We start from the raw sequence: 24,717 nt of genomic DNA, 5'->3' as shown, positions 1-24,717 counted from the left end.
CTTTTAATAAAGCAAATAAAGTTCCTTCTGTCCTACCTTTGTTTCAGCTTTTATTCATAAGATTACACTTTTTAAGCATTGACTATTGACTAATGCAATCGGTTGCGTTTATGATAGACCTATCAATAAAATCACTGAGGGGGATTCTCATGAAACAAATCAAACGTTTATTCCAAATTGATCCTTGGAAAATCCGTACTACACACTTAGATAAAGAAAATTTACGTTTACAAGAATCATTAACAAGCATCGGAAATGGCTATATGGGGATGCGGGGAAATTTTGAAGAACACTATTCTGGCGACCACCATCAAGGAACCTATTTAGCAGGTGTTTGGTATCCAGACAAAACACGTGTTGGTTGGTGGAAAAATGGTTATCCTGAATATTTTGGTAAAGTGATTAACGCAATTAATTTCATCGCAATGGACTTACAAATTGATGGACAAACAATTGATTTAGCCACTACACCTTACGAAGATTTTTCTTTAGAATTAGACATGCAAAACGGGGTCCTTTCTCGGCAATTCACCATCCAAACACCGAAGAACAAAGTGCGCTTCTCTTTTGAACGTTTTTTAAGCTTAGAAAAAAAAGAAGCAGCTTACATCCACTTAACAATTGAAATGCTGGAAGGTACAGGCACAATCACTCTTCACTCAAAATTGGATGGCGATGTTCAAAATGAAGACAGCAATTATGAAGAACATTTTTGGGAAGAAAGAGCTATTGAAACACAAGAAACACTTGGCTTTGTTACGACTAAGACCATTCCTAACAACTTTGAAATAGAGCGTTTTACAGTGACTGCAGGCATGCGCCATTTCATCGATGGAGCCGCTGTTGTGCCTACATATACACAACAGCCCTTGGCTTTAACCGCAGAATTGACGGTGTCTTTAAACGAAGGCGAAACGACCGCCATCACAAAAGAAGTGCTTGTCGTTACCAGTCGTGATGTGCCAGAAACGCAACAAATCACACGAGTAAACGAATTATTTGCAGAAATGACTACCTTGTACCCTGAAGCAAAAGCTGGGCAAGCTGCCGCTTGGGCAAAACGTTGGCAATTAGCTGATGTTGTTATTGAAGGAGATGACGAAGCCCAACAAGGCATCCGTTTTAATCTTTTCCAACTTTTCTCAACCTACTATGGTGAAGACGATCGTTTAAATATCGGACCAAAAGGCTTTACTGGCGAAAAATATGGTGGTGCCACATATTGGGATACTGAAGCATATGCTGTCCCACTTTACTTGGCGTTGGCTAAGCCCGAAGTTACTAAAAATCTACTGAAATATCGCCACAATCAATTGCCTCAAGCCATTCATAATGCCCAACAACAAGGGTTAAAGGGTGCGCTTTACCCAATGGTTACTTTTACTGGTGTCGAATGTCATAACGAATGGGAAATCACTTTTGAAGAGATTCACAGAAATGGTGCGATTGCTTATGCGATTTATAATTATGTCAACTATACAGGAGACGAAGACTATCTAAAAGATGCTGGTCTAGAAGTACTTGTGGCAATCGCTCGTTTTTGGGCAGATCGGGTCCACTTCTCCCAACGTCATAAACAATATATGATTCATGGCGTAACGGGGCCAAATGAATATGAAAATAATATCAACAATAACTGGTATACCAATACCATCGCTGCGTGGGTTCTACGTTACACCCGTGAGTCTTATTTAAAATTCCAAGAAGAAACAACGCTCAAAATTGCAGACGACGAATTAGCTAAATGGGCAGACATTGTAGAAAATATGTACTTCCCAGTGGATAATGAATTAGGCATTTTTGTACAACATGACACTTTCTTAGATAAAGATTTAATGCCTGTTTCTGATTTACCACTTAGTGAGCTGCCTTTAAATCAACATTGGTCATGGGATAAAATTTTACGGTCTTGTTTCATTAAACAAGCCGATGTTCTTCAAGGAATTTATTTCTTCAATGATGCCTTTTCTTTAGAAGAAAAACGCCGGAACTTTAACTTTTACGAACCAATGACTGTCCATGAATCTTCTCTTTCACCAAGCATTCATGCTGTGTTAGCTGCTGAATTAGGCATGGAAGAAAAAGCAGTGGAAATGTATCAACGAACAGCGCGCCTTGACTTAGATAATTACAATAATGATACAGAAGATGGCTTACACATTACCTCAATGACTGGTAGTTGGCTAGCGATTGTGCAAGGTTTTGCCCAAATGAAAACGGACCATCAGCAACTAAAATTTGCCCCCTTTTTACCAGCGACATGGACAGCCTACTCGTTCCACATTAATTATCGGAATCGTTTACTATTTGTTGAAGTTGCAGCAGACCAAGTGGCCTTCACTTTACTCGACGGCCCTGCAATTCCATTAACTGTTTACGATCAAAAATACACATTAAAAGATCGATTAGTTTTACCGATCAGAAAGGAAGAAGTTCATGTTTAAAGGCGTTTTGTTTGATTTAGATGGCGTTATTACTGATACAGCAGAATTTCATTACCACGCTTGGAAAAAATTAGGGAACGAAATTGGAATTTCCATTGACCGTGTTTTCAACGAACAACTGAAAGGAGTAAGCCGTGAAGATTCTCTGCAGTTACTGTTAAAATACGGAAAAAAAGAAGGCACGTTTTCTTCTGAAGAATTTGCCCAGTTAGCGCAACGGAAAAACGATTATTACTTGGAAATGATCCAAGCGATTACACCTGAAGATGTCTACCCAGGAATTCTTTCTTTATTAACGGAATTACGTGAAGCCAATATTAAAATCGCCTTGGCTTCTGCAAGTAAAAATGGGCCTTTCCTTTTAGAAAAAATGCAATTGACGCCCCTTTTTGATGCCATTGCTAATCCAGCAGACGTTCAGGCAGGCAAACCCGCTCCAGATATTTTCATTTTAGCTGCGAAAGAAATTGATTTGACACCAGCAGAATGTCTTGGCATTGAAGATGCCAAAGCTGGGATTCAAGCGATTCTTGCTAGCGGAGCGCAACCTGTTGGCGTTGGCCGCAAAGAAGAGTTAGGCGAAGGGTTGCCCATCGTGCCAGAGACGAGCGCTTTAACGTTTGATTACTTAAAAAAAGTGTGGCTTGATCATGAAGGATAATCGTATCACCGTAACCGATATTCCAAACACAAACTTAAAAAAAATTACTTTGAAGAACGACTTTTTAGAAGTCGTTCTTCTCAATTATGGCGCACGCCTCCATCAACTTTTGATGCCAAACAAAAATAATCATTGGGAAAATATCCTTTTATCGTATGATTCGTATCAAGATGTATTAAAGGATCAAAGCTTTTTTGGAGCCACTGTTGGACCAGTTGCTGGACGCATTCGTAATGGCCATTGGCAAAATGGAATATTAGAACAAAATAGCGACGGTCATCATATCCATGGTGGCTCAAAGGGGTGGTCTTTTCAATATTGGACAGTCGAGCCCTTTGAAAAAAAGGATATCATCGGCGTTGCTTTTCATTTAACCGACACCCTTTCTGGCTATCCCGGACCAATTGAGGCCACCATCACCTACCAGCTAGAGGATAATCATTTACGAATGATCAGTACTGGACGGAGTAAACAGGAAACACTTTTTAATCCTACAAACCACGCCTACTTTAATTTATCTGGCAATGGAAAGTTAGACATTCTGTCACATTTGCTATCTTTGAACTGTCAAGGTATGTTAGAATTAGACGATAATAAGCTGCCTACTGGACGGATTTTACCAGCTTCTGAACTATCCATACGTTTTAATGAACTGACACCTATCGAAACAATCCTCCAACGCTATCCAACTGGGTTAGATGATGTTTTCCCCTTAGTTGGCTCTGACTTAAGACAGCCACAATTATGCTTACAAGAACCTACTTCTGGAAGAAAAATGACGATAGCAACAACGAACCAAAGTATGGTATTATTTTCTACGACTGGTTTTGAGGCTCCTTTTTCTATTAATGGACAAGCGATGCATTCAAACTATGGCTTAGCAATTGAACCTCAAGAGTATCCAGACATAGTTCATCATCCTCAGTGGGGCTCTATTTTATTACCAGCTAATAAAAAGCAAACCTACCAAACGGTTTATCAATTTAACCTTCTATAATCACTAAGAAAGGCGTGGCAAAAATGGCAATTACAGTAAAAGATGTCGCTAAGAAAGCGGGGGTTGCAACCTCAACCGTTTCGCGTGTCATTAACGATCATCCAAGTATTTCTGAATCGACAAAAAAGAAAGTGCGAAAAGTCATGGATGACTTAGGCTATGTGCCAAATATGACGGCACGGAATTTGGGTAAACGAATTTCAAGTGCCATTGGCGTAATTTTACCTCCTTTAGATTCGAAAGAACGGTTAGGGAATCCATTTTATTTAGAAATTATGGAAGCCATCAACGAGGAAGCCCGTCTTTATGATATGACTACTGCTATTGCAACTGCCAAAAGTTTTGATGTACTATTAGAAAACGTTAAAAGAATGCATCTTCAAAAACAAGTGGACGGTTTTATTCTTGTGTATTCAGATAGTAAGGACCCCGTCATTGATTACTTATATGAAAACAACATTCCCTTTACTTTAATCGGTCAACCTTACCAACATGAAACGGAAATAGTTTACGTGGATAATGATAATCAATTATTAGGGAAACAAGCGACGGAATTTTTAATTGAAAACGGCCATAAAAATATTTTATTTGTGACCAATACAACGCATGAAAGTTTGTACTTTGAACGTTACTTTGGTTATCAAAAAGCAATGATGATGCAAGGATTAACTGTTTTACCAAGCGTTGCGTTAGAAAAACCTGAAGATTACATGGCTTTCGATGACATTCTTCATCAAAATAATGCCACGGCGTTGGTGGTGATTGATGATATCTTTGCTTTGCGGACGATGCAACTTGCGCAAATCTATGGTTATCAAGTTCCTGAAACGTTATCCATTATTAGTTTTAACAACTCAATCTTTTCAACATTGACACATCCTTATCTAACAAGCATTGACATCGACACGTCAGAATTAGGTCGAATGGCGATGAAAAAATTATATGAATTAATCCACGAAGAATTGACGAATGGTGTCCGTCTCGTTATTCCTCACAAATTAATTAAGCGTGAAACAGTTATTCCTATTCATTAAAAAAGAAGCGTAAGCAGTTTAACACTGCTTACGCTTCTTTCTATGTGTACGCTCTTATTCGTATGTATTACTTTTATAAAATAACTTTTTGCGAAATTTTTTTCCAAAACGTTTCTTCTTTTGCATCAAATTGAGCTGGTTCCCCGTCAGACAATTTTTCATTTAATAATGATAATTTTTCTTGATGTTTTGCATACTCATCTTTTTTTATTAGCTCTAAACGATACGCACGATCCAAGATCGACTCTCGATAGTTAACATTCATTTTCGTTGCCTTCGCCATTTCTTACATTCCTTCCCAAAATAAATTTTCATTTTTTCGTTAAATTCTTCTATAATTATAACAAAAATATCAGAAAAATAAATATGAAACAAACGATAATTGCGAAAATTTTGTTTTTTCATGCAATTATCGTTCGATTATTTAAGAAATTAAAATTATTAACCAATAATTAATCAATCAGCAAACGCATTAAATGAACATCTAAAAATTCACCTTGGTCTGTTTTGGCACCCCGAGGCATAATTGCCTCTGTTTCAAACCCTAATTTTTTATAGACATGAATCGCTCGTTGATTGCGATCCTGTACCGTTAATTCCAAGCGACGAATAACATGACTTTCATGCGCCCAGCGAATAAGTTCTTCCATTAGGATACTGCCTAGTCCATAGCCCCAGTATTCTTTTAAAATACTAATGCCAATTTCACCAATATGCTCCATCCGCTTTTTAGAAGAAGCAGACACAGAAGCGGTGCCAATGATCGCTTCTCCCGCTAATGCCACCAATAAAACATTATTTGGCGATTCATAGAGTGTTGCTAGATTTTCAGCCAATTCTGTTGTCGACATGGCCATTCCTCGCTCATCCATCACCAAATAGGGCGTTTCACTCCCAATTTTTGACATCACAGATAGTAATTGATCCGCATCAGTAGGCACTGCTTCTCGAATAGAAAATGTTTGTTCAGTCATATTCGCGAGCCTCCCACGCTTGTAAAATCTCTGCTATTCTTTCTTCTGCCAATGGACCAGTTCCACGGAATTCAAGAACTCTCTTGTCAGTTTCTTGAGAATCTTTATTTAAAATAATTTCTAAATAATCTTCTGGCAATTCTTCTTCAATCAAGCTGCCCCATTCTACAACGGATAGCCCATCTCCTTCAAAATACTCATCTAACCCTAATTCATCCGCACCCTCTTCAACACGATAGACATCCATATGGTATAACGGAAGTCGTCCTTGTGGATATTCGCGGATAATCGTATAGGTGGGACTTTTAATCATTTGGGAAATGCCTAATCCTAAAGCAATCCCTTTCGTCATTGTCGTCTTACCGGCCCCTAAATCACCAGTCAGGACAATTACATCACCAGCTTGTGCCTTTTGTCCAATGATTTTAGCAATTGCTTCTGTTTCCAATAGATTGTTCAGGACAATGTTCATTTTTTTGCCTCCCATCTGCAAGAATCTATGTATGAAAGTATACCGAAAATTCAATAAGTTGACTAGTAGCAGCTTCAAAAAAATAAAGTTGAGGCCCAAGTGTCCTGGGAACCTCAACTTCTACTTTGCTTATTTATCATGCTTCGACATAGTTAATTAGTCGTTCATTAATGTTTGAGCAGCTGTAATGATTGATAATTTATAAACATCTTCTTCGTTTGCACCACGTGATAAGTCAGAAACTGGTTTGTTCAATCCTTGTAAGATTGGGCCAATTGCTTCAAAGTTACCTAAACGTTGAGCAATTTTGTAGCCAATATTTCCTGATTGTAAATCTGGGAATACAAAGACTGTTGCTTCTCCAGCAACTTTTGAGTTGGGCGCTTTTAATTGTGCAACAGAAGATACATAAGAAGCATCAAATTGTAATTCACCATCAATCGCATATTCAGGTGCTAATTCTTGCGCAATTTTTGTAGCTTCAGCAACTTTTGTTACTTCTGGTGCTTTTGCAGAACCTTTTGTTGAAAAACTTAACAATGAAACTTTTGGTTCAATGTCAAATAATTCAGCTGTTTTGGCACTATCAACAGCAATTTCAGCTAATTCTTGTGCAGTTGGGTTCACGTTAATCGCGCAGTCTGAGAATAAATATCTTTCTTGGTCACGACCACGAATCATTAAGAAAGCACCACTTGTACGGCTCACGCCTGGTTTTGTTTTAATGATTTGTAACGCAGGGCGAACTGTATCACCTGTTGAGTGGATAGCACCACTAACCATACCATCAGCAATACCCATGTAAGTTAACATAGTACCGAAATAGTTGACATCTTTTAAGATTTTTTCAGCATCTTCTTTAGTAGCTTTTCCATTACGGCGTTCAACAAATGCTTCGACCATTTCATCCCATTTTTCATAATCATTTGGGTTGATAATAATAAAGTTTGATGTGTTGATTCCACGAGCCATAGCAGCATTTGCAATATCTGTTGGATCACCAATTAAGATTGGTTCTACTAATTCATCAGATTTTAAGCGGGCAGCAGCACCTAAGATTCTAGGATCTGTTGCTTCAGGGAAAACAATTTTGATATTACGGCGTACGACTTTAAATTTTAAGCTATCGAATAATTCCACGATAAACCCTCCAGTTTTATATTTACAAAATCCATCATACACTATTCTCAAAGAAAATAACAGTTTTTTCTAGCTGTATTAGTCAAAAAAACCAATAATCCGATAAACTTTTCACAAACTAACTCTTCTACACTATAACAGCATACACTGTTACACTACACTGTTTCAGGAAGTTGCCAATCAATCGGCGTTTCCCCTAAACGTTCTAGAGCGGCATTCGCTTGAGAAAACGGACGTGAGCCAAAAAAACCACGATGTGCTGACAATGGACTTGGGTGTGGCGATTTGATAATCACATGCCGAGTCGTATCAATCATTTTAATTTTTTCTTGAGCAGGACGTCCCCATAAAATGAAAACAACAGGTTTTTCACGCTCATTCACCTTTTCGATAATGACATCTGTCAGTTGCTCCCACCCTTTACCTCGATGGGAATAGGCTTGACCTGCCCGAACGGTCAACACAGTATTTAATAATAACACGCCTTGTTTGGCCCAGCTTTCTAAAAAGCCATGGTTGACGGGTTGGTACCCTAAATCAGCTTGTAATTCTTTGTAAATATTCGCAAGAGATGGCGGCACTTTCACACCTGGCTGGACAGAGAAACTTAGTCCGTGTGCTTGATTGGGTCCATGATATGGATCTTGTCCCAAAATTACTACTTTTACTTCTTCAAAAGGGGTTAGTTCTAACGCTGAAAATAAATGATACATATCTGGATAAATCGTTTGTGTCTGATATTCTTTTTTCAAAAATTCCCGCAATTCTTGATAATACGGTTTTTCAAATTCAGCAGATAAAATGTTTTGCCAACTATTGTGAATAATTTCTTTCATAATGCTCACTCCTTCGCTCTCTAAGCATAACGAATTTCTCCAAACCTGACAAGAAATTTCTGGGTACTTTCTCTTGGAAAAACGTGGTAAACTATAGGTAAGCTTTAAATAGATAATGAGGTGTAGAGAATCGATGATTAAATTAATTGCTTCAGATATGGATGGAACACTTTTAGATGCAAAAATGAGCATCACAAATGATAACGCTTCAGCAATTCGCGAAGCGGAACGTTTAGGAATCGAATTTATGGTTGCTACTGGCCGCGCATATACCGAAGCGAAACCCGCGTTAGAAGAAGCTGGAATTGACTGCGCCATGATTACTTTAAACGGCGCCCAAGTGTTCGACAAAGATGGACACTCACTTTTCACGGCTGGGATCGAAAAAGAAACAGTAACAGAAGTACTAACTATTTTGAGTCAACACAATGTTTACTATGAAATCTCTACAAATAAAGGTATTTTTTCTGAACATCAAGAAAAAAGAATTGAAAACTTTGCCGCTCATATTGCAGAATCCATGCCCCATTTAACTTATAAAGTGGCGATTGCCATGGCTTCAGCACACCTATCTTTATTGCATATTACCTATGTTGATCGTTTGGACGACATTTTAAAAGATGATTCGATTGAAGTCCTTAAAATTATTGGCTTCAGTATGGATGGGCCGAAAGTATTAGGTCCTGCTGGGATGGAAGTAGAAGAACTAGATGATTTGGTTGTTACCTCTTCTGCGCTTAATAATATTGAAATTAACCACCGCCTAGCACAAAAAGGGATTGCGGTTGCGCGCGTCGCTAAAGAACGTGGGATTCCCGCTGAACAAGTCATGACTATTGGTGATAATTTAAATGATGTCAGCATGATTCAATGGGCCGGAGTAAGTTTTGCAATGGGCAATGCCGAACTGGAATTAAAAGAATACGCTAAATATGAAACAGCCACTAATTTAGAAAATGGTGTTGGCGAAGCCATCCTGCGTGCAATAAGAGAAGATTTGTAATAAGCACTACCAGTTACAGCACTCATTTATATATAGAAAGGAGATCGTGTCGTGTCTGAATTTTTTATTCAAGAACAACAGTTAGGAAAGGTTACGCGAACCATCGTGAAAGACCAAGCAGGCCGTTCACTTTTTCTATTGGTGGGGCGCTGGGGTACACGAGGAGATGCGCTTTCTTTATATGCAATGAACGGAGAAATTTTAGCCAGTATTAAACAAGTTTCTTGGACTTTTGGTACACGATTTGAGTTATATCAGCGTTTTGAAAAAGTGGGTACTCTACGAAAACTGTTCAATTTGAATGCTGATTTCTATTATGTTCAAGGCCTTCACTGGGCAGTTGTTGGTGATATCAAAGCGCATCAATATTCAATTTATCAAGTCCATAAAAAAATTATGTCAATGGATAAAACCATGCTTTGTACAGGCGACTATTTTGTTTTAACTGTTGCCAATGATGAGGACGCACCGTTGTGCATCTGTATAGCAGCTGTCCTTGACTACTGGTTATATAATAAGAAAAAACAAAAAACTTCCGATGATTTTGGATTAGATTTTGATCCTTTAACGGATTAATGAAAAATAACGAAGCTAAAGTGATTGACTTTAGCTTCGTTATTTTTACACTTCTTTTTGCATATGATTGTATAAGTGACCACTAATAGTCATTGTTGTGACATCTTTAAAGCCTTTACTTGCGTATAACTTTCTCGCCCCTGGATTGTCAAAATCAACATTTAGACCCAAGGCTTGCTTCCCGCTAGCTTTAGCTACTTCAGGTAAAGCATCTAATAACTTAGAACCAATTCCCATTCCACGGAAACGTTCATCCACAGAAATCGTGTCTAAATACCATTCATTAGGCAAGGTTTCTTCTTCAATAAATAGCCGAACATCTTCTGCTAAGCCATGTTTTTTAAAGACTTCTCTTAAAGGTTCATCAATAATCTTTTCATCTTCCGCAGGATAGCCGACAGCAATCCCTGCAACTTCACCTGCATGTTCATAAACTAAAATTCGTTGATAGCCATAGCGATAGGTTGGATACGCCGTTGCCTCTGCTAATAGGTCAATCATTTGTTCTTCTGAGACTTCTTCTAAAATTGGTAACTCCATATCTTTTAAAATAACTAAGACCAGCCGAGCAATCGCTTGACCGTCTTCTTTTGTTGCCGAGCGAATCATTGTAATTCTCCTTTACATTTAACTAAAAAAGAACTGGCTACTATCATTACTGACTTAGCCAATTCCTTTTATCTTGTCTTTAGTATAACAAATTTATTATTGAATTTCTACTGTAACCTGACGTCGTCCCCAAAGACGGCATTGGTCTACTGAATCAAAATGAACATCAATAATATTTCCTTGAATAGCGCCACCTGTATCTCCAGCAATAGCAAAGCCATAACCAGAGACTTTCACTAATGAACCTAGAGGAATTACACTTGGATCGACTGCAACTACATTGCTTTGTTTACTTAAGTCAATACCAGTAGCACTTAGATTACTTGCACCTGGCTCACGCCAAGAATAAGCGGTTGATTCCATCTGAAGCACACGACCAGAGCCAGTTCCTGGTGTTGATGATTCGCCTGTCGATGATTCTGTCGTTGATGACGATTCGGATGAACTAGCTGAACTTGAAGATTCAGTGCTACTGCTTTCCGTACTTGTAGAAGAGCTTGATGCTTGACTGCTTGACTCTTCAGCAGCTTCGGCTTCTAGTTTAGCCGCCGCATCTGCTTGCGCTTGTTTGTCGGCAGCTGCTTGTTTCTTCGCTGCTTCTGCTTTGGCAGTTTCTGCCGCACGTTTTTTCTGTGCCTCAGCTGCTGCTTTTTCGCTGACTAAGCGTTGTTGCTCTTTCTGTTTGTCTGTCGAAATTTGAGCCAATAATTCTTCATTATCCGCCATTTTTTCTTTTAACTCAGAGACTTTATTATTCATTGAAGAAGCTTCAACTTGTAATTTTTCTTCATTTTGTTTTAAAGTTGTTTGCGTATTTTCAACTTTTTCTTGTAATGCAGCTAACTTTTCTTTTTCGCTAGTTAAGCTTTCAATCTTTTCCCGTTCAAAGTTTTGTAAAACGGTCATGGCGTAGGCCCGATTAAAGAAATCTGATAAATTTTCTGCATCTAATAAGGCTTGCCAAGTACGTTGGTCGCCATTTAATTGAATATCCTTCATACGATCGCCAACAGCTTCTTTACGACGAGAAATATTTTTTTCTGTTTTTTCTATTTCCTCTTTCGAAGTTTTCAACGTATCTTCCGCTTTTGAAATTTGCGTTTTTAAACGTTCGATTTCCGCATATTTAGCATTTACATCGTCTAAGGCTGAATTGATTTCTTTACTAATTAACTCCCCAGATTGTTTCGCTTGCGCTTCTTTTTCTTGCAACGAATCAAGTGATTCTGCTGCCGCAGCGACTGGAAGTCCAAAATTGATAAGCATCATTGTTGTTAAAAATGGTATCAACTTTTTAACCTTCACTAAATCCAACACCTTTCCTAACTTATCTAAAACACCTACTCATTATACTAGTCAGGAGGGCTTGTTTTATTTCAATAATGTTACAATTTGTTACAATTTAAATGCAACTCTTTTTTTATCCTGCGTTTATTCATTAGTCCATTTCTATCTCAATTCTTTAAGAATTTCTTAAGATGCCTTAAAAACTAGCTTTTGACGATTTTTCTTTTTTTTATCCCATTAGACCATTGATTGAAATATTTTGTAATATTTTTTGTTAATTATTGGCCCTTTTTCTTCAAATCTTCTAAGAGATGCCGAACTTCTTTGGAATTTTTAATGTTTTTTAAAGTTAGTTTTGGGTAATTGTTAATAAAACGACGTTGTTGGAAATTTAACCGATTTTGGAAATGCTCTTTTTTGGTTCGTTCTTTTAACTTCTGCCAATCAGCTGTAGCGATTTCCATTTTTGTGTTCAACCGTTGCTTAAATTCTTGTTGGTTCGTTTCCAACGTTTGGCCCATCTCGGTAATAAGTTTTTTGAAACCTTGCATGTTCAGCAACGTATAAATTAAGTCAAGCCCCATTACAATCACTATACAAAGGGCTAAGTAGTTGCCAAAGGTTGCTTGTAAAAAACTGACAACTTTGGCGATTTCTGGTTGAATAACTTTGACAATCAAGACACAACCCAATCCCCAAAAAAGAGAAACCGGTAAAGCCACACGACCGTTTAAATTAAAAGGTACATCATGATAATCCCACCAAGAGGCATGGAACAGTTTTTCCAAGCCATAACTAGTGACATATTCTAAAATCGTCACTAAAACAGCCGATCCGACATACAATACCAAGAGATTGTTCTCAAAGGGTTCCACAAAATAGAGAACGCTTAAGACCCCAAATCCATAAATAGGACAATAAGGCCCTACCAAAAATCCTCGATAAACAAATTTTTTGGCTTTTAATGAACAATACACCGTTTCCCATAACCAGCCGATAAAGGAATAAATAAAAAATAACAAAATAACCTGACTCATTTTTTCCACGTTTCTGTCACACTCCACTTCTTTGCGCTTTTCTTCTATTTTAACAGAAGTTGAGAAAATGTAGCGAACAACTTTCTTTCATTGAAAGATTAGGCTACAATGAGAGCAGCAAAGGGAGGAATCTTATGTTTGGTTTATTGAAATACGCAAAAAATTATCGAAAACAAATTATCCTCGGTCCAGTCTTCAAATTTTTAGAAGCTTGTTTCGAGTTAGTCTTGCCCTTATTCATGGCTCACTTAGTCGATGTCGGTATTCGTCAAAACGACCGACAGACTGTCATAGAAATGGCCCTCTGGATGCTTGTTATGTCGTTAGTTGGTTTATTTTTTGTCATGATTTGTCAATATTATGCTTCAGTCGCTTCGCAAGGTTTTGGAACAGAGCTAAGAAATCAATTAATGAAGAAAATTAATCAGCTTTCACACAAAGAATTGAATAGTTTTGGTACAGATACCCTCATCACTCGGATCACAAACGATATCAACCAGCTTCAATTGGCTTTAGCGATGTTTATTCGGTTGGTCATTCGGACACCTTTTTTAAGTATCGGTTCTGTGGTCATGGCTTTTTACATTGACGTACAGATGGGCTTTCTTTTCCTATTACTTTTACCAATTTTTAGCCTTATTCTCTTTATTATCATTAAAGTGACTGTGCCTTTATATCAAAAAGTCCAAGAATATTTGGATCGGTTAAACCGTCAAATTAGTCAAAATTTAAGCGGTGTCCGTGTGATCCGTGCGTTTGCTAGAAAGGAAACAGAGCAACGACATGTTGATAAAGCTTCCGATGATTTAGGCGATATTTACATTCGCGTATCGAATGTCTCTGCTTTATTAACGCCTTTAACCACTTTGATTATGAATGTTGGAATTTTATTTTTACTTTATTTTAGTGGCTTAAAAGTTTCTTTTGGTTCCTTGCAACAAGGGGAAGTTTTAGCATTGATCAATTATATGAATCAAATGATGCTCGCTTTAATTGTTGCTTCTAATCTCGTGGTAATTTTTACGCGAGCTGCCGCTTCCGCAAACCGTGTCAATGAGGTTTTAACTGTAGAAAGTCAGTTAACAGATACACCAGAATCAGCAAAAACATCGCCACAATTTGGTGATATTACCTTTGACCATGTAGATTTTCGCTATGAACCAGAGGCCGGTTTGGCTTTGGAAAATATCAATTTTACGATTCCTAAAGGCTCAATTCTCGGCATCACGGGACCTACCGGCAGCGGGAAAAGTACCTTAACCCAACTCATTCCCAGATTTTATGATGTGAGTGCAGGAAACCTTTTTATTAATGGTATAAATGTGCGCGATTGGCCGCTCTTTACTTTACGCCAACAAGTGGCAAGTGTCCCACAAACTGCCGTCTTATTTACAGGGACTATTCGAGAAAACTTACAATGGGGCAAACCAAATGCAACTGATGAAGACTGTTGGGAAGCATTATCTATCGCCCAATGTAAAGAATTTGTTGAACAATTAGACCAAGGGTTAGACACGCCTGTTAACGAAGGCGGAAAAAACTTTTCTGGTGGACAAAGACAACGGTTGACCATTGCCCGTGCCTTGATTAGGAAACCACATTTACTTATTTTAGATGATTCCTTGAGTGCCCTCGACTATCAAACAGATTTGAATCTGCGCCGTGCTTTACAAAAAGAACGAGCAGAGACAACCGTTATTTTAATTTCACAACGCGTGAGTTCGATTGCTACGGCGAATCAAATTTTAGTCCTAGATAGTGGAAAAGTCGCTGGCCTTGGCACCCACGAAGAATTACTTACTTCTTCTAAAGAGTATCAAGAAATCGTTGCGTCACAGGAGGAGGATACCCATGCAAACTAAAAAAATTCATTTTGGTGCCTTCTCACGTTTTAAGCCGTATTTACTACGCTATCCAAAAGAAATTATTGGCGCCTTAATCCTAGGAATTCTCAGTGGTTTTTCGACTGTCCTCATGACTTATTATATAGGTAAATCCGTTGATACAATGGTTGGTAAAGGACAAGTCAATGCTGCGCAACTCATCAAAATTTTAGGTTTATTAGCAGGAATTTTACTCGTAACCGTTCTAAGTCAATGGCTGATTCAACGTCTCGGTAATCGCGTGTCTTATTTATCGACCACACAGCTGAGAAAAGATGCCTTTGCCCATTTAAATCAATTACCGTTAAGTTATTATGACCAAACGTCACACGGAAATATCGTCAGTCGCTTTACCAACGATATTGACAATATTTCAATGGCTTGCTCGGCTGTCTTCAACCAATTATTTTCCGGCATGGCCACCGTCGTTGTTGCTTTGCTCTTTATGATTCGGCTAAGTCCCCTGCTCACATTAGTGGTTCTTATCAGTACGCCGATTATTTTTATTGTAAACTGGCTTGTTGCAAAAGCTTCACAAAAAAACTTTGCTGCACAACAAACGATTGTTGGTGAAATTTCCGGCTTCGTTTCAGAAATGGTTGGCAACCAAAAAATTGTTAAAGCCTTTCAACAAGAACAAGCTACACAAGAAACATTTGAAGCATTGAATCAAACGTTGTATGAAAAAGGACAGAAGGCTCAGTTTTCTTCTTCCTTAACCAACCCACTTTCTCGATTTATCGATCATTTATCTTATTTATCAATTGGATTAGTCGGTGGCTTGTTAGTTTTAAGTGGCAATCCTTTAGTCACAGTTGGTGTTATTTCCAGTTTCACCATTTACTCTAGTCAATTTTCTAAACCTTTTATTGAACTCTCAGGAATCACCAACCAAATCCAAGCCGCCTTAGCTGGATTGGAACGTACCTTTGATATGATGGATCAACCAGTTGAACGTCCTGATGCCCCGAACGCAATTGTTTTGAAAGAAGCGCGAGGCCGTGTTGAATTTAAAGACGTTGATTTTTCTTACACGCCGACGCGACCTTTAATCGAAAACTTTAATTTAATTGCTGAACCAGGAGAAACAATTGCCATTGTTGGGCGAACTGGTGCGGGTAAATCAACATTAGTGAATTTGTTAATGCGCTTTTACGAGGTCGACCGTGGCCAAATTACGGTTGATACTCACGACATTACTCAAATTACTCGGGACAGCTTACGAAAAAGTTTTGGTATGGTTCTCCAAGATACTTGGCTATTCGATAGTTCCATTCGGGAAAATTTAACATACGGGAATCCTGAAGCCTCTGACGAAGAAATTATAGAAGCCATGAAAAAAGCCCATATTTTTGATTTCGTCATGCGTTTACCTCAAGGACTAGATACCGAGATTGGTTCCCAAGGCGTTAAAATTTCTGAAGGACAACGACAATTAATGACTATTGCACGCACGATGATTAGTAATCCGCCGATGCTTATTTTAGATGAAGCGACCAGTTCAGTTGATACATTGACTGAGAAAAAAATTCAGGATGCTTTTTTACAAATGATGACTGGCCGGACCAGTTTTGTTATTGCCCATCGCTTAGCAACAATCAAAAGTGCTGAAAAAATTCTAGTTATGGACAATGGTCAAGTGGTTGAAATTGGCACCCATGACGAATTATTGCAAAAAGAACAGGGTTATTATCGTGACCTTTACGAAGCGCAGTTTAATCAAAAAGCACAATAAAAAAGAGTCACTTTTCTGGGATGATGAAAAGTGACTCTTTTAATTTTAAATTTATTGATCTAATTCAGATAATGGTTTTCCAAATAAACGTTTAAAGGGAATTTTATTGCCTAAATAATAAGTGGCAATTACTTGAATAGGAAAGAAAATAACTGTTTTAATTAAGCGTGGTACCCACCAAGCAAAATTTGCTAGATTGACTCCATACATTAAACTTAACCACAAAGGAGTTAAAATGATATTAATTAAAACGGTGACCAACAATGTCGCCAAAATCACTCGTTGCCATGTCATTTCTTTCTTATAATAGAAATAACCATAAATAGCACCAACCAAAAAGGCATTTAAAGTAAACCCAGGAAAATAGCCTGCCTTTGGAAAAAGCAGCATTCCTACCACATCAGCCACCGCCGTGCCGATTCCAGCCCAAAAAGGTCCGAAAATCATCCCAATCAATGATTCTGGGATAAACGTGAAACTGATTTTTAAAAACGTTGTTTCATACGCAAAAAAGCGTGAAAAGACAACGACCACCGCAATGAGTACGCCCATTAACGCAATGGATTTTGTGCCAAATTTTTTCTTTGTCATTTTTAGCATCTCCTCTAAGAGCTGCTACATGACGAACCATGCAGCGAATGCGAAAACAAAACCGCGAACATTAAAAAGCTGAACGTGTTGTTCTGATGATAAGCAAAGTAAGAACCTTTGCTTTCTAGCAACACACTGTTTATGTTCTTCGTCCAAAAGGCAACATCCCATCCTTTTAGCACTTAACGCTTTGTCTCCTACTCTGTTATTTTATTTGGACAAAAGTCCTCATAAAATATACCACAAAATAGTCAAAATAACCATTAAGGTTCTCTAAAAAGCTAACGGTCGACGATCGCCTTCATGGATAACTTCACGGAAGTCCGCAAACCCCGCCTCGACACCTCTCAAAAGAATTTCAGCACTGCCGATATTGGTTGCTAAAGGAATTTCATAGACATCACTTAGACGAATCAAAGCCGTCACGTCTGGTTCATGCGGTTGCGCGGAAAGAGGATCTCTTAAAAAAATAACTAAATCAATGTTGTCTTCTGATATCATTGCGCCAATCTGTTGATCCCCACCTAATGGCCCCGATTTAAAGCAATGCACGGGTAAGCCAGTTGCTTCCATCACTTTCATGCCTGTCGTTCCTGTTGCATACAATTCATGTTTTTCTAAAATATGTTTATAAGCGGTTGCTAGTTTGATCATTAATGTTTTTTTACGATCATGAGCGATTAAAGCGATTTTCATGTTATCCAACTCCTGTCTTTGTTATATTATAACAAAAGTTTAGCGATAAATCCGCTGAGAGTGTTTGTCCTTTGTCACCTTGACGAAAAAGTCTTCTTTTTCTTGTGCAACTCTCCCTTGCTGAAAGATAGCGTTTTCATTTAAACTATGAGTAACAAATCAAAAAGAAAAGAGTGACGTATCAAATGGTGGAAATGGCGCTTAGAAATGTGTATAAAAAATATGACAATGCAGAACATTATTCTGTTACAGATTTTAACTTAGAAATTACAGACCGTGAATTTATCGTCTTTGTCGGACCTTCTGGTTGCGGTAAATCAACAACATTGCGAATGATTGCTGGCTTAGAAGATATTACTGAAGGTGAATTATCAATTGGGGACAAAGTCATGAATGACGTTGCACCGAAAGATCGTGATATTGCCATGGTTTTCCAAAACTATGCGCTTTACCCGCATATGACTGTTTTTGATAATATGGCTTTTGGTTTAAAACTAAGAAAATATGATAAAGCTGAAATTAAAAAACGGGTGGAAAATGCTGCGGATATTCTGGGTTTAACAGAGTACTTACAACGTAAACCTGCGGCGCTTTCTGGTGGACAACGCCAACGTGTTGCACTTGGCCGGGCAATTGTTCGTGATGCCAAAGTCTTTTTAATGGATGAACCTTTATCAAACTTGGATGCAAAATTACGTGTAGCCATGCGTGCTGAAATCGCTAAACTACACCAACGTTTAGAAACTACGACAATTTATGTGACACATGACCAAACCGAAGCGATGACCATGGCTGATCGAATCGTAATTATGAAAGATGGCTTTATTCAACAAATTGGTTCACCAAAAGAAGTTTACAATACACCAAAAAATATGTTCGTAGCTGGGTTCATCGGCTCACCTGCCATGAATTTCTTCAAAGTTACCTTAAACAATGGGGTTATTTCTAACCAACATGGCTTAAAACTAGCAATTCCTGAAGGAAGAAACAAAGAGCTTGTTGAACATGGTTATGAAGGCAAAGAATTAATTTTCGGTATTCGTCCAGAAGATATTCATAGCGAACAAGTGGCTTTAACAGCAATGAAAGATGCGGTGATTAAATCTGAAGTCGTTGTTTCTGAATTATTAGGGGCTGAATCCATGCTTTATACAAAAATTGGTGATACAGAGTTTATCTCAAAAGTAGATGCTCGTGACTTCCACCATCCTGGTGAAATGATTGACTTAGCTTTTGATATTAACAAAGGACATTTCTTCGACCCTCAAACAGAAGAAGTCATTAAATAAAAAAATCTCGAGGCATCCGTCGCAATGACGGATGCCTCGATTGTTTCTCTTTATGCTAATTTAACCTTCTTCTTTATCACTTTGGGTTGTTTCGCTTCTGTAAAAGTTGGAATATCTACATGTTTACTTAAGGTACTTGCTAAAAAGTAGGCAATACTGAAATCCACCAAACTATGAATTAATCCACCAACGCCCATCAAAAGAAAAATAGAATACATGAAGCCGGCTGTATAATAGGTTCCTGGCAAGTTGCCCATTGTGTAAAATACAGAAACAACCACTAGCTCGGCAGCGGAATGAATCACTCCAATTCCCACGTTAAACAACTGTAATTTCCCATTTAATAAAGTGAATTTCCCCTCTTTATTGATTAAAATTTCTGGATGCTTTTGTAAAATCACTGCGCCAATGACTGCAAAAATCAAATGAGATAAGGCCCGCAAAGCAATAATCGGTGTTGCGGATAAGAAAAAACCAAAACCTGTTCCTAGACTAACCGCAATTGCCACCACTGGAGAAATAAACATGGCAATAAAAACTGGGACGTGACTTGCTAATGTAAAACTGGCTGGACCAATGGTAATTCTTGGCATAACCATTGGAATGATAATCCCCATTGCAATTAAAAGTGCTGAAATTGTTAAACGTTTTACTGAGTTTGCTTTCATTAAAACTGCCTCCTAAAGGTGTCATGACACCTTTTGTTTTTCTCAAGTGTAGCTGAACAGTCGCAATGTGTCAAGACACATAAAAGAACTTTCTGTTATTTCTCATAAATAACAGAAAGTTCTTTTTTATACTGGTTTATTTTTTTCTAAAGCATTACTTAAACGAGCGAATTCTTCTAAAGACAATGTTTCACCACGTCTAGAAGGATCAATTTCTGCTTCAGCTAGGCTCTCTTTTAGCCAAGCTACCGTTTGTTCATCTTTCCCATAAAAATGCGTTAAGTTATTCCACAATGTTTTACGTCTTAATTGGAAACTGGCTTTGGTTAATTTGAAAAATTCTTTTTCATTGGTCACTGTCACCGCTGGTGTAGCACGGCGCGTCAATTTAATAATCGCCGAGTCAACATTGGGTTGCGGCACAAAAACTGTTTTTGGCACAATAAAGGCGACACTTGCTTCCATAAAATATTGGACAGCAATTGATAATGAGCCATAAGCTTTCGTTCCTGGTTTAGCAGCAATTCGATCAGCGACCTCTTTTTGCATCATCACAACCATTTCGGCTACATCTAAAGAAGATTCTAAAAAATGCATCATAATTGGCGTAGTAATATAGTAAGGTAGGTTAGCTACCACTTTAATCGGATACTTCTCTTGAAAAACTTGGTTGGTTGTCTCGACCAAATCAGCTTTTAAAACATCTTGATGCACCACTGTTACATTATCATAGCGACTTAAGGTATCCGCTAAGACAGGAATCAAGCGATCATCAATCTCAAAAGCCACAACTTGTGCCGCGTTCATCGCTAATTGCTCTGTTAATGCACCAATTCCAGGCCCAACTTCGACAACATTTGTCTGCTGATTAATTCCCGCTGTTTCTACAATTTTTCTTAAAATATTAGGCTCTGTCAAAAAATTTTGACCTAAACTCTTTTTAAATGAAAATCCATGCTTTTTTAGTATTTCTTTGGTTCTGGATGGTGTGGCAATTTCTTTATAGTCCGTCACGCTTGTTCCTCCATGTAGTTATTCTTCGTTTGCAAGTTCTTTTAAAATACGTGTCATGCTTTCTTTCAATTCTGCTTCTGTAATCCGAAACATGCTTAACCGTTTGACTAACTGTTTGCTATTTGTATAGCCAATTCTTAGGTCATCTCCTAATAATTCACGGTATTTTTTTGCATTTGCTCCCGCTATTAAACCATATTCAACTAGTGTTTGTCTAGGAATTTCTTGATAGTCTTCACCAACTTGAACAGGTGTTACGACTTTTTTTAAGGCTTCAATAATTGCTTCATCACTAGCATGTTCAACCCCTAGGCTACCACCATTTTTTTTAGGAACTGCAACTTTTCTTGATAAAAAAGCATGCTTTGCATCAGGGACGACTTCCATTATTGTTTTACGAATTTTTTCGCCCGAATAATCTGGATCTGTAAAAATAATCACGCCTCTCGTTTCTTGTGCGTGTTCAATTTGTGTCAAAATTTCATCATTGATAGCAGAGCCAATCGTTTCAATCGTATCCGCTGCAACTACCTCTTGAATGCGGCGTGTGTCGTCTTTTCCTTCAACGACAATGATTTCTGCAACTTTCATTTTTTCCTTCATTTATCTATCCGAAACAAGCGATGAGCGTTGACTCTCGTTTGTTCTGCCACTTCTTCAAAGGTTAGTTGACGCAATTCAGCAATTTTTTCCACTACGTATCGTGTATAGCCTGGTTCATTCCGTTTACCACGATAAGGAACCGGGGCTAAATAGGGTGCATCTGTTTCCACCAACATTCGTTCGAGTGGTACCGCCATCGCCGCTTCTTGAACATCCAACGCCTTTTTAAACGTCACGACGCCACTAAAAGAAATATGCAGACCTAAATCTAAAAATTTCTTCATCCACTCAGCATCGCCACTGAAACTATGCATGATTCCACCAATATCTGAAACTTTTTCATCTTTTAAAATTCGATAGGTATCTTCTAATGCCTCTCTCGTATGCACACTAAACGGTAAATTCATTTCCCGAGCAATCGCAATTTGACGGCGAAAGACTTTTTCTTGCACCTCTTTAGGATCCTCCATCCAGTAATAATCAAGACCGATTTCACCTAATGCGACAATTTTTGGCAACGTTAATTGTTCTTGTAATCGACGTTCAACCTCTGGCGTATAGCTACCCGCTTCTGTTGGATGCCAACCAATGATACTATAAATATTGGCATATTCCTGACTAAGTAAAAGAGATTTTTCAATCGTTGGTTCATCAAAACCGACCACGGCCATCTCTGTAACACCCAATTCTTGGGCATGTGCAATCGTTTCTGGAATATCATCATTAAATTGTTCTGCATTCAAATGTGTATGTGTATCAAAAATCATTATGATTGCCTCCTTCATCTCCTCTCTACTTTATCATATTTCTTGAAAAATCTGAATGACTAGGCGACAAGATTCGCCATTTCCTCATAAACAGCGCTTGCATTTATGCTAAAAGTAACGTATACTATTCAGTCATGTTATTAAAAGGAGGAATCTCCATGACCGATGAAAAAATTTTTGAACAACAGCATTTAACAATGGTTTATCATGAGCTGCAAGCGGCTAAAAAAGTTTACGAAGAGCAATTGGCGAACACAATGAAAGATGGCAAACATATGCTAGAGGAATTTGGTCGCGATTCTAAGCTGAATTTTGATAGTTATGCCGATAATCTAGAAACGTTTGCCATGTTGGAAATGAAGAACCGTGAAATTGATCAGTGGAACTTAAAAAATGAAGCAACGGCTAAAAATTTAGACAAAGTGAAACGCCTATTACAAGTTCCTTATTTTGGTAAAATTGGCGTGACTTTTGAAGACAGCCCTGAAGAGCCAGAAAACTTTTATATCGGCGTAAACGATTTTACTTCTTTAGAAGAAGAAACGCGCATTCACGATTGGCGCTCACCGATTGCTTCGTTATTTTATGACAATGTTTTAGGAAAAACAGCCTACATGGCACATCAACAAACCATTCCAGTACAACTTGATTTGAAAAGACAGTTAATTATTGAAAAAGATCAATTAATCAACTATTTTGACACAACCATTGCGATTCAAGATGATGTGTTATTGCATTCTTTAGAAGAAGATGCTTCTCCTTATATGAAGGACATTACGACAACCATTCAACAAGAACAAAATCAAATAATTCGTGACGAAACGCAGCCACTCCTACTAGTCAACGGGATTGCTGGTAGTGGGAAAACGTCTGCGATTATGCAACGGATTGCTTATTTACTTTATCAACATCGAGCAGAAATTACAGCGGATAATATTTTATTACTTTCACCAAATTCAACATTTATTGATTATATTTCTCAAGTTTTACCGAATTTAGGCGAACGAAATCCCTTGAATTTGACTCTTTTACAATTTTTACGCTTCACTACCAAAGAAGCATGGCCAATGGAAGAAGAAACGGACTATTTCGAACGCATTACTCGCTCTGAGGCAACGGAGCAAGAGCACGTTATTCGTTCAAAAGAATTTGCAACGTTTCTTTTAAGCAATCCTGAAAAAGCGGTTGTGCAGCCACATTTTTTCCGTCCTTTAACTTTTAAAAAGCAGACCTTATTTACTTCAGAAACAATTTTTAAACTTTATCAAGAAACACCAGCTGACTTGAGTATTCGCCAACGAATTTCAGCCACAAAAGAAAAATTAACCAGTCTTTGGACACGGTACTTATTAAAACAAGCCCATTCTAAAAAAATGTTGGATCAATTCCAAGATTTAACAGAAGCTGAACAAGTTCGTTATTTTGGCACAGTGATTACCGAAGATAATGAAAAACATCTGGCTGATTTTGCTTTAAAACGTTTGAAGAAAAAATATCGCTCTATCACTGCCGCTATTAAAAATGATGCTTGGCTAGATCAATGGGCCTTTTTTGAAACGTTTTATTCTTTATTCACTGAAAAATCGTATCAAAAAGAGACAGCTGTTTTCACAGCCGATGAAATTGTGGCCCTTATTTTGGTGAAACATGCATTTATTGAAAACCTCGCCAACCAGCAAATGGCTTTTATCCTAGTCGATGAAGTCCAAGATTATACAGAATCCCAATTATTATTACTGCTGACACTTTTCCCTAAAGCTAGTTTTACTTTAGCTGGTGATGAAAATCAAGCCATTTTTAATACAGCCATTGAATTTTCTGAAGCCCATGATTTATTGGTTAACGAAACCAGCCGTTCTGTTGGAACCTATCAATTATTAAACAGCTATCGTTCAAGTAAAGAAATTACACGACTCTTCCAAACATTAGGCACTCAACCAGAGCAATTAACCATTGTGCCCATCCGGCATGATGGAGAAAAGCCGACATTTATTCCTTGTGACTCTGCGTCTGACTATCTTAAAGCAATCGTCACTTCCATTACAACCTTTGATTCGAAAGAAAGCACCGCCATTATTACTAAAACATTTGCAGAAAAAGAACAATTAACAAAAGAACTTAGTGCTTCTCTTTCATTGGAAGAACATCCGTCACTGCAAGTTTTATCAATTGATATGGCAAAAGGTCTAGAATTTGATAATGTAATTCTTCATAACCCAAATGTTAATCGTTATTCCGACAATAAACGAGATAAAAGAATCCTGTATACTGCTATTTCTCGTGGAATGAAACGGGTCGTTTTACCTTATACCGGCACACTTTCTGAATGGTTTACACCTTACTTGGCAGCCCGGTAACTGAGACTTAAGGCGGATTTTATTTTTAGAAAAACCACTTATAA

General features: G+C 37.9%; 24 protein-coding genes and 1 riboswitch. Of the genes, 10 read left to right on the top strand and 14 right to left on the bottom strand.

Going from position 1 to position 24,717, the window contains the following annotated elements:
* Window positions 1-149: 149 nt before the first annotated feature.
* Genes IGJ03_RS03415 through bopD form a run of 4 tightly spaced genes read left to right on the top strand, consistent with a single transcriptional unit; the run spans window position 150 to window position 5,136 of the window.
* Entirely contained in the window at window positions 150-2,444 is a 2,295-nt protein-coding gene (locus tag IGJ03_RS03415; protein ID WP_375804812.1) for a glycoside hydrolase family 65 protein, read from the top strand.
* Window positions 2,437-3,105, top strand: a complete 669-nt coding sequence (pgmB, locus tag IGJ03_RS03410; RefSeq protein WP_002355844.1) for a beta-phosphoglucomutase — start codon at window positions 2,437-2,439, stop codon at window positions 3,103-3,105. Before IGJ03_RS03415 ends, pgmB begins: the two co-directional genes overlap by 8 nt.
* Window positions 3,095-4,102 carry an aldose epimerase family protein gene (locus IGJ03_RS03405; protein WP_002366316.1) on the top strand — a complete coding sequence of 336 codons (1,008 nt, stop codon included), beginning with the start codon at window positions 3,095-3,097 and terminating at the stop codon, window positions 4,100-4,102. The genes pgmB and IGJ03_RS03405 overlap by 11 nt, the downstream gene beginning before the upstream one ends.
* A 23-nt stretch (window positions 4,103-4,125) precedes the next feature.
* On the top strand, window positions 4,126-5,136 hold the full coding sequence (gene bopD / locus IGJ03_RS03400) for a LacI family transcriptional regulator BopD (protein WP_002358859.1): 1,011 nt from the start codon (window positions 4,126-4,128) through the stop codon (window positions 5,134-5,136).
* Between the two features lie 73 nt (window positions 5,137-5,209).
* Here bopD and IGJ03_RS03395 read toward each other — a convergent pair whose 3' ends face one another.
* From IGJ03_RS03395 to IGJ03_RS03375, 5 genes are all read right to left on the bottom strand, one after another.
* Complete coding sequence (locus IGJ03_RS03395) at window positions 5,210-5,419, bottom strand: hypothetical protein (RefSeq protein ID WP_002355840.1); 210 nt, start codon at window positions 5,417-5,419, stop codon at window positions 5,210-5,212.
* A gap of 169 nt (window positions 5,420-5,588) precedes the next feature.
* Window positions 5,589-6,110, bottom strand: a complete 522-nt coding sequence (locus tag IGJ03_RS03390; protein WP_002366315.1) for a GNAT family N-acetyltransferase — start codon at window positions 6,108-6,110, stop codon at window positions 5,589-5,591.
* Complete coding sequence (gene tsaE, locus IGJ03_RS03385) at window positions 6,103-6,597, bottom strand: tRNA (adenosine(37)-N6)-threonylcarbamoyltransferase complex ATPase subunit type 1 TsaE (RefSeq protein WP_429861413.1); 495 nt, start codon at window positions 6,595-6,597, stop codon at window positions 6,103-6,105. The genes IGJ03_RS03390 and tsaE overlap by 8 nt, the downstream gene beginning before the upstream one ends.
* 141 nt (window positions 6,598-6,738) lie before the next feature.
* Window positions 6,739-7,722, bottom strand: a complete 984-nt coding sequence (gene pta / locus IGJ03_RS03380) for a phosphate acetyltransferase (protein ID WP_002355836.1) — start codon at window positions 7,720-7,722, stop codon at window positions 6,739-6,741.
* Window positions 7,723-7,877: 155 nt separating this feature from the next.
* Window positions 7,878-8,558, bottom strand: a complete 681-nt coding sequence (locus tag IGJ03_RS03375) for a uracil-DNA glycosylase (protein ID WP_375804810.1) — start codon at window positions 8,556-8,558, stop codon at window positions 7,878-7,880.
* Window positions 8,559-8,691: 133 nt separating this feature from the next.
* Between IGJ03_RS03375 and IGJ03_RS03370 the strand changes: the two genes are divergently transcribed.
* Both IGJ03_RS03370 and IGJ03_RS03365 read left to right on the top strand, forming a co-directional pair.
* Window positions 8,692-9,561, top strand: coding sequence for a Cof-type HAD-IIB family hydrolase (locus tag IGJ03_RS03370; RefSeq protein ID WP_002383369.1), 870 nt, complete (start codon window positions 8,692-8,694; stop codon window positions 9,559-9,561).
* Window positions 9,562-9,612: 51 nt separating this feature from the next.
* On the top strand, window positions 9,613-10,137 hold the full coding sequence (locus IGJ03_RS03365; RefSeq protein ID WP_002355833.1) for an LURP-one-related/scramblase family protein: 525 nt from the start codon (window positions 9,613-9,615) through the stop codon (window positions 10,135-10,137).
* A 45-nt stretch (window positions 10,138-10,182) separates the two neighbouring features.
* Here the strand turns inward: IGJ03_RS03365 and IGJ03_RS03360 are convergent, their stop codons facing one another.
* From IGJ03_RS03360 to IGJ03_RS03350, 3 genes are all read right to left on the bottom strand, one after another.
* Window positions 10,183-10,746, bottom strand: a complete 564-nt coding sequence (locus IGJ03_RS03360; protein WP_002355832.1) for a GNAT family N-acetyltransferase — start codon at window positions 10,744-10,746, stop codon at window positions 10,183-10,185.
* Window positions 10,747-10,842: 96 nt separating this feature from the next.
* Entirely contained in the window at window positions 10,843-12,063 is a 1,221-nt protein-coding gene (locus tag IGJ03_RS03355) for a 3D domain-containing protein (protein WP_025190346.1), read from the bottom strand.
* Window positions 12,064-12,311: 248 nt separating this feature from the next.
* On the bottom strand, window positions 12,312-13,079 hold the full coding sequence (locus IGJ03_RS03350; RefSeq protein ID WP_002387023.1) for a putative ABC transporter permease: 768 nt from the start codon (window positions 13,077-13,079) through the stop codon (window positions 12,312-12,314).
* Between the two features lie 125 nt (window positions 13,080-13,204).
* Here IGJ03_RS03350 and IGJ03_RS03345 point away from each other — a divergent pair, with 125 nt between their 5' ends.
* Together IGJ03_RS03345 and IGJ03_RS03340 are read left to right on the top strand one after the other, a co-directional pair.
* Window positions 13,205-14,932: an ABC transporter ATP-binding protein gene (locus IGJ03_RS03345; RefSeq protein WP_010822622.1), complete on the top strand. Its 1,728-nt coding sequence runs from the start codon at window positions 13,205-13,207 to the stop codon at window positions 14,930-14,932.
* Window positions 14,922-16,688, top strand: a complete 1,767-nt coding sequence (locus tag IGJ03_RS03340; RefSeq protein WP_375804809.1) for an ABC transporter ATP-binding protein — start codon at window positions 14,922-14,924, stop codon at window positions 16,686-16,688. Before IGJ03_RS03345 ends, IGJ03_RS03340 begins: the two co-directional genes overlap by 11 nt.
* Before the next feature lie 51 nt (window positions 16,689-16,739).
* Here the strand turns inward: IGJ03_RS03340 and IGJ03_RS03335 are convergent, their stop codons facing one another.
* Window positions 16,740-17,288 carry a folate family ECF transporter S component gene (locus IGJ03_RS03335; RefSeq protein WP_174131207.1) on the bottom strand — a complete coding sequence of 183 codons (549 nt, stop codon included), beginning with the start codon at window positions 17,286-17,288 and terminating at the stop codon, window positions 16,740-16,742.
* A 30-nt stretch (window positions 17,289-17,318) separates the two neighbouring features.
* Window positions 17,319-17,486: riboswitch (THF riboswitch) on the bottom strand.
* A 66-nt stretch (window positions 17,487-17,552) separates the two neighbouring features.
* Window positions 17,553-17,975, bottom strand: a complete 423-nt coding sequence (mgsA, locus tag IGJ03_RS03330; protein WP_002355823.1) for a methylglyoxal synthase — start codon at window positions 17,973-17,975, stop codon at window positions 17,553-17,555.
* A gap of 185 nt (window positions 17,976-18,160) precedes the next feature.
* Here mgsA and IGJ03_RS03325 point away from each other — a divergent pair, with 185 nt between their 5' ends.
* The gene (locus IGJ03_RS03325) at window positions 18,161-19,264 is read left to right on the top strand and encodes an ABC transporter ATP-binding protein (RefSeq protein ID WP_002355822.1); all 1,104 of its coding nucleotides are present in this window, start codon (window positions 18,161-18,163) and stop codon (window positions 19,262-19,264) included.
* A gap of 50 nt (window positions 19,265-19,314) precedes the next feature.
* On the opposite strand, the gene IGJ03_RS03320 is transcribed toward IGJ03_RS03325, so the two are convergent.
* The 4 genes from IGJ03_RS03320 to IGJ03_RS03305 form a co-directional block, all read right to left on the bottom strand.
* Window positions 19,315-19,932, bottom strand: coding sequence for a hypothetical protein (locus IGJ03_RS03320; protein WP_048955562.1), 618 nt, complete (start codon window positions 19,930-19,932; stop codon window positions 19,315-19,317).
* A 126-nt stretch (window positions 19,933-20,058) separates the two neighbouring features.
* Complete coding sequence (rsmA, locus tag IGJ03_RS03315) at window positions 20,059-20,946, bottom strand: 16S rRNA (adenine(1518)-N(6)/adenine(1519)-N(6))-dimethyltransferase RsmA (protein WP_002358849.1); 888 nt, start codon at window positions 20,944-20,946, stop codon at window positions 20,059-20,061.
* Window positions 20,947-20,964: 18 nt separating this feature from the next.
* On the bottom strand, window positions 20,965-21,549 hold the full coding sequence (rnmV, locus tag IGJ03_RS03310) for a ribonuclease M5 (protein ID WP_010824469.1): 585 nt from the start codon (window positions 21,547-21,549) through the stop codon (window positions 20,965-20,967).
* Window positions 21,546-22,316 (bottom strand): TatD family hydrolase, encoded by a 771-nt coding sequence (locus tag IGJ03_RS03305; RefSeq protein ID WP_010712094.1) that lies wholly within the window; start codon window positions 22,314-22,316, stop codon window positions 21,546-21,548. Before IGJ03_RS03305 ends, rnmV begins: the two co-directional genes overlap by 4 nt.
* A 134-nt stretch (window positions 22,317-22,450) precedes the next feature.
* On the opposite strand from IGJ03_RS03305, the gene IGJ03_RS03300 reads away from it, so the two are divergent.
* A complete protein-coding gene (locus tag IGJ03_RS03300; RefSeq protein WP_375804808.1) occupies window positions 22,451-24,673 on the top strand; it encodes a HelD family protein in 2,223 nt (740 codons plus the stop codon).
* Window positions 24,674-24,717 lie beyond the last annotated feature (44 nt).

It is taken from the genome of Enterococcus sp. DIV1315a (assembly GCF_051712325.1).
Classification (GTDB): Bacteria; Bacillota; Bacilli; order Lactobacillales; family Enterococcaceae; genus Enterococcus; species Enterococcus faecalis.
Note: the sequence above shows the minus strand (reverse complement) of the source record. Positions and strands in the feature narration are given on the sequence as shown.

What these genes read in the sequence shown, in the direction of transcription:
- IGJ03_RS03370 (WP_002383369.1), top strand. Translation starts at nt 8,692, where the DNA reads ATGATTAAATTAATTGCTTCAGATATGGATGGAACACTTTTAGATGCA.
- bopD (WP_002358859.1), top strand. Translation starts at nt 4,126, where the DNA reads ATGGCAATTACAGTAAAAGATGTCGCTAAGAAAGCGGGGGTTGCAACC.
- tsaE (WP_429861413.1), bottom strand. Translation starts at nt 6,597, where the DNA reads ATGGGAGGCAAAAAAATGAACATTGTCCTGAACAATCTATTGGAAACA.
- IGJ03_RS03325 (WP_002355822.1), top strand. Translation starts at nt 18,161, where the DNA reads ATGGTGGAAATGGCGCTTAGAAATGTGTATAAAAAATATGACAATGCA.
- IGJ03_RS03335 (WP_174131207.1), bottom strand. Translation starts at nt 17,288, where the DNA reads ATGCTAAAAATGACAAAGAAAAAATTTGGCACAAAATCCATTGCGTTA.
- IGJ03_RS03415 (WP_375804812.1), top strand. Translation starts at nt 150, where the DNA reads ATGAAACAAATCAAACGTTTATTCCAAATTGATCCTTGGAAAATCCGT.
- pgmB (WP_002355844.1), top strand. Translation starts at nt 2,437, where the DNA reads ATGTTTAAAGGCGTTTTGTTTGATTTAGATGGCGTTATTACTGATACA.
- IGJ03_RS03405 (WP_002366316.1), top strand. Translation starts at nt 3,095, where the DNA reads ATGAAGGATAATCGTATCACCGTAACCGATATTCCAAACACAAACTTA.
- IGJ03_RS03360 (WP_002355832.1), bottom strand. Translation starts at nt 10,746, where the DNA reads ATGATTCGCTCGGCAACAAAAGAAGACGGTCAAGCGATTGCTCGGCTG.
- IGJ03_RS03305 (WP_010712094.1), bottom strand. Translation starts at nt 22,316, where the DNA reads ATGATTTTTGATACACATACACATTTGAATGCAGAACAATTTAATGAT.
- IGJ03_RS03390 (WP_002366315.1), bottom strand. Translation starts at nt 6,110, where the DNA reads ATGACTGAACAAACATTTTCTATTCGAGAAGCAGTGCCTACTGATGCG.
- IGJ03_RS03375 (WP_375804810.1), bottom strand. Translation starts at nt 8,558, where the DNA reads ATGAAAGAAATTATTCACAATAGTTGGCAAAACATTTTATCTGCTGAA.
- IGJ03_RS03300 (WP_375804808.1), top strand. Translation starts at nt 22,451, where the DNA reads ATGTTATTAAAAGGAGGAATCTCCATGACCGATGAAAAAATTTTTGAA.
- IGJ03_RS03320 (WP_048955562.1), bottom strand. Translation starts at nt 19,932, where the DNA reads ATGAAAGCAAACTCAGTAAAACGTTTAACAATTTCAGCACTTTTAATT.
- rnmV (WP_010824469.1), bottom strand. Translation starts at nt 21,549, where the DNA reads ATGAAGGAAAAAATGAAAGTTGCAGAAATCATTGTCGTTGAAGGAAAA.
- mgsA (WP_002355823.1), bottom strand. Translation starts at nt 17,975, where the DNA reads ATGAAAATCGCTTTAATCGCTCATGATCGTAAAAAAACATTAATGATC.
- IGJ03_RS03340 (WP_375804809.1), top strand. Translation starts at nt 14,922, where the DNA reads ATGCAAACTAAAAAAATTCATTTTGGTGCCTTCTCACGTTTTAAGCCG.
- IGJ03_RS03345 (WP_010822622.1), top strand. Translation starts at nt 13,205, where the DNA reads ATGTTTGGTTTATTGAAATACGCAAAAAATTATCGAAAACAAATTATC.
- IGJ03_RS03395 (WP_002355840.1), bottom strand. Translation starts at nt 5,419, where the DNA reads ATGGCGAAGGCAACGAAAATGAATGTTAACTATCGAGAGTCGATCTTG.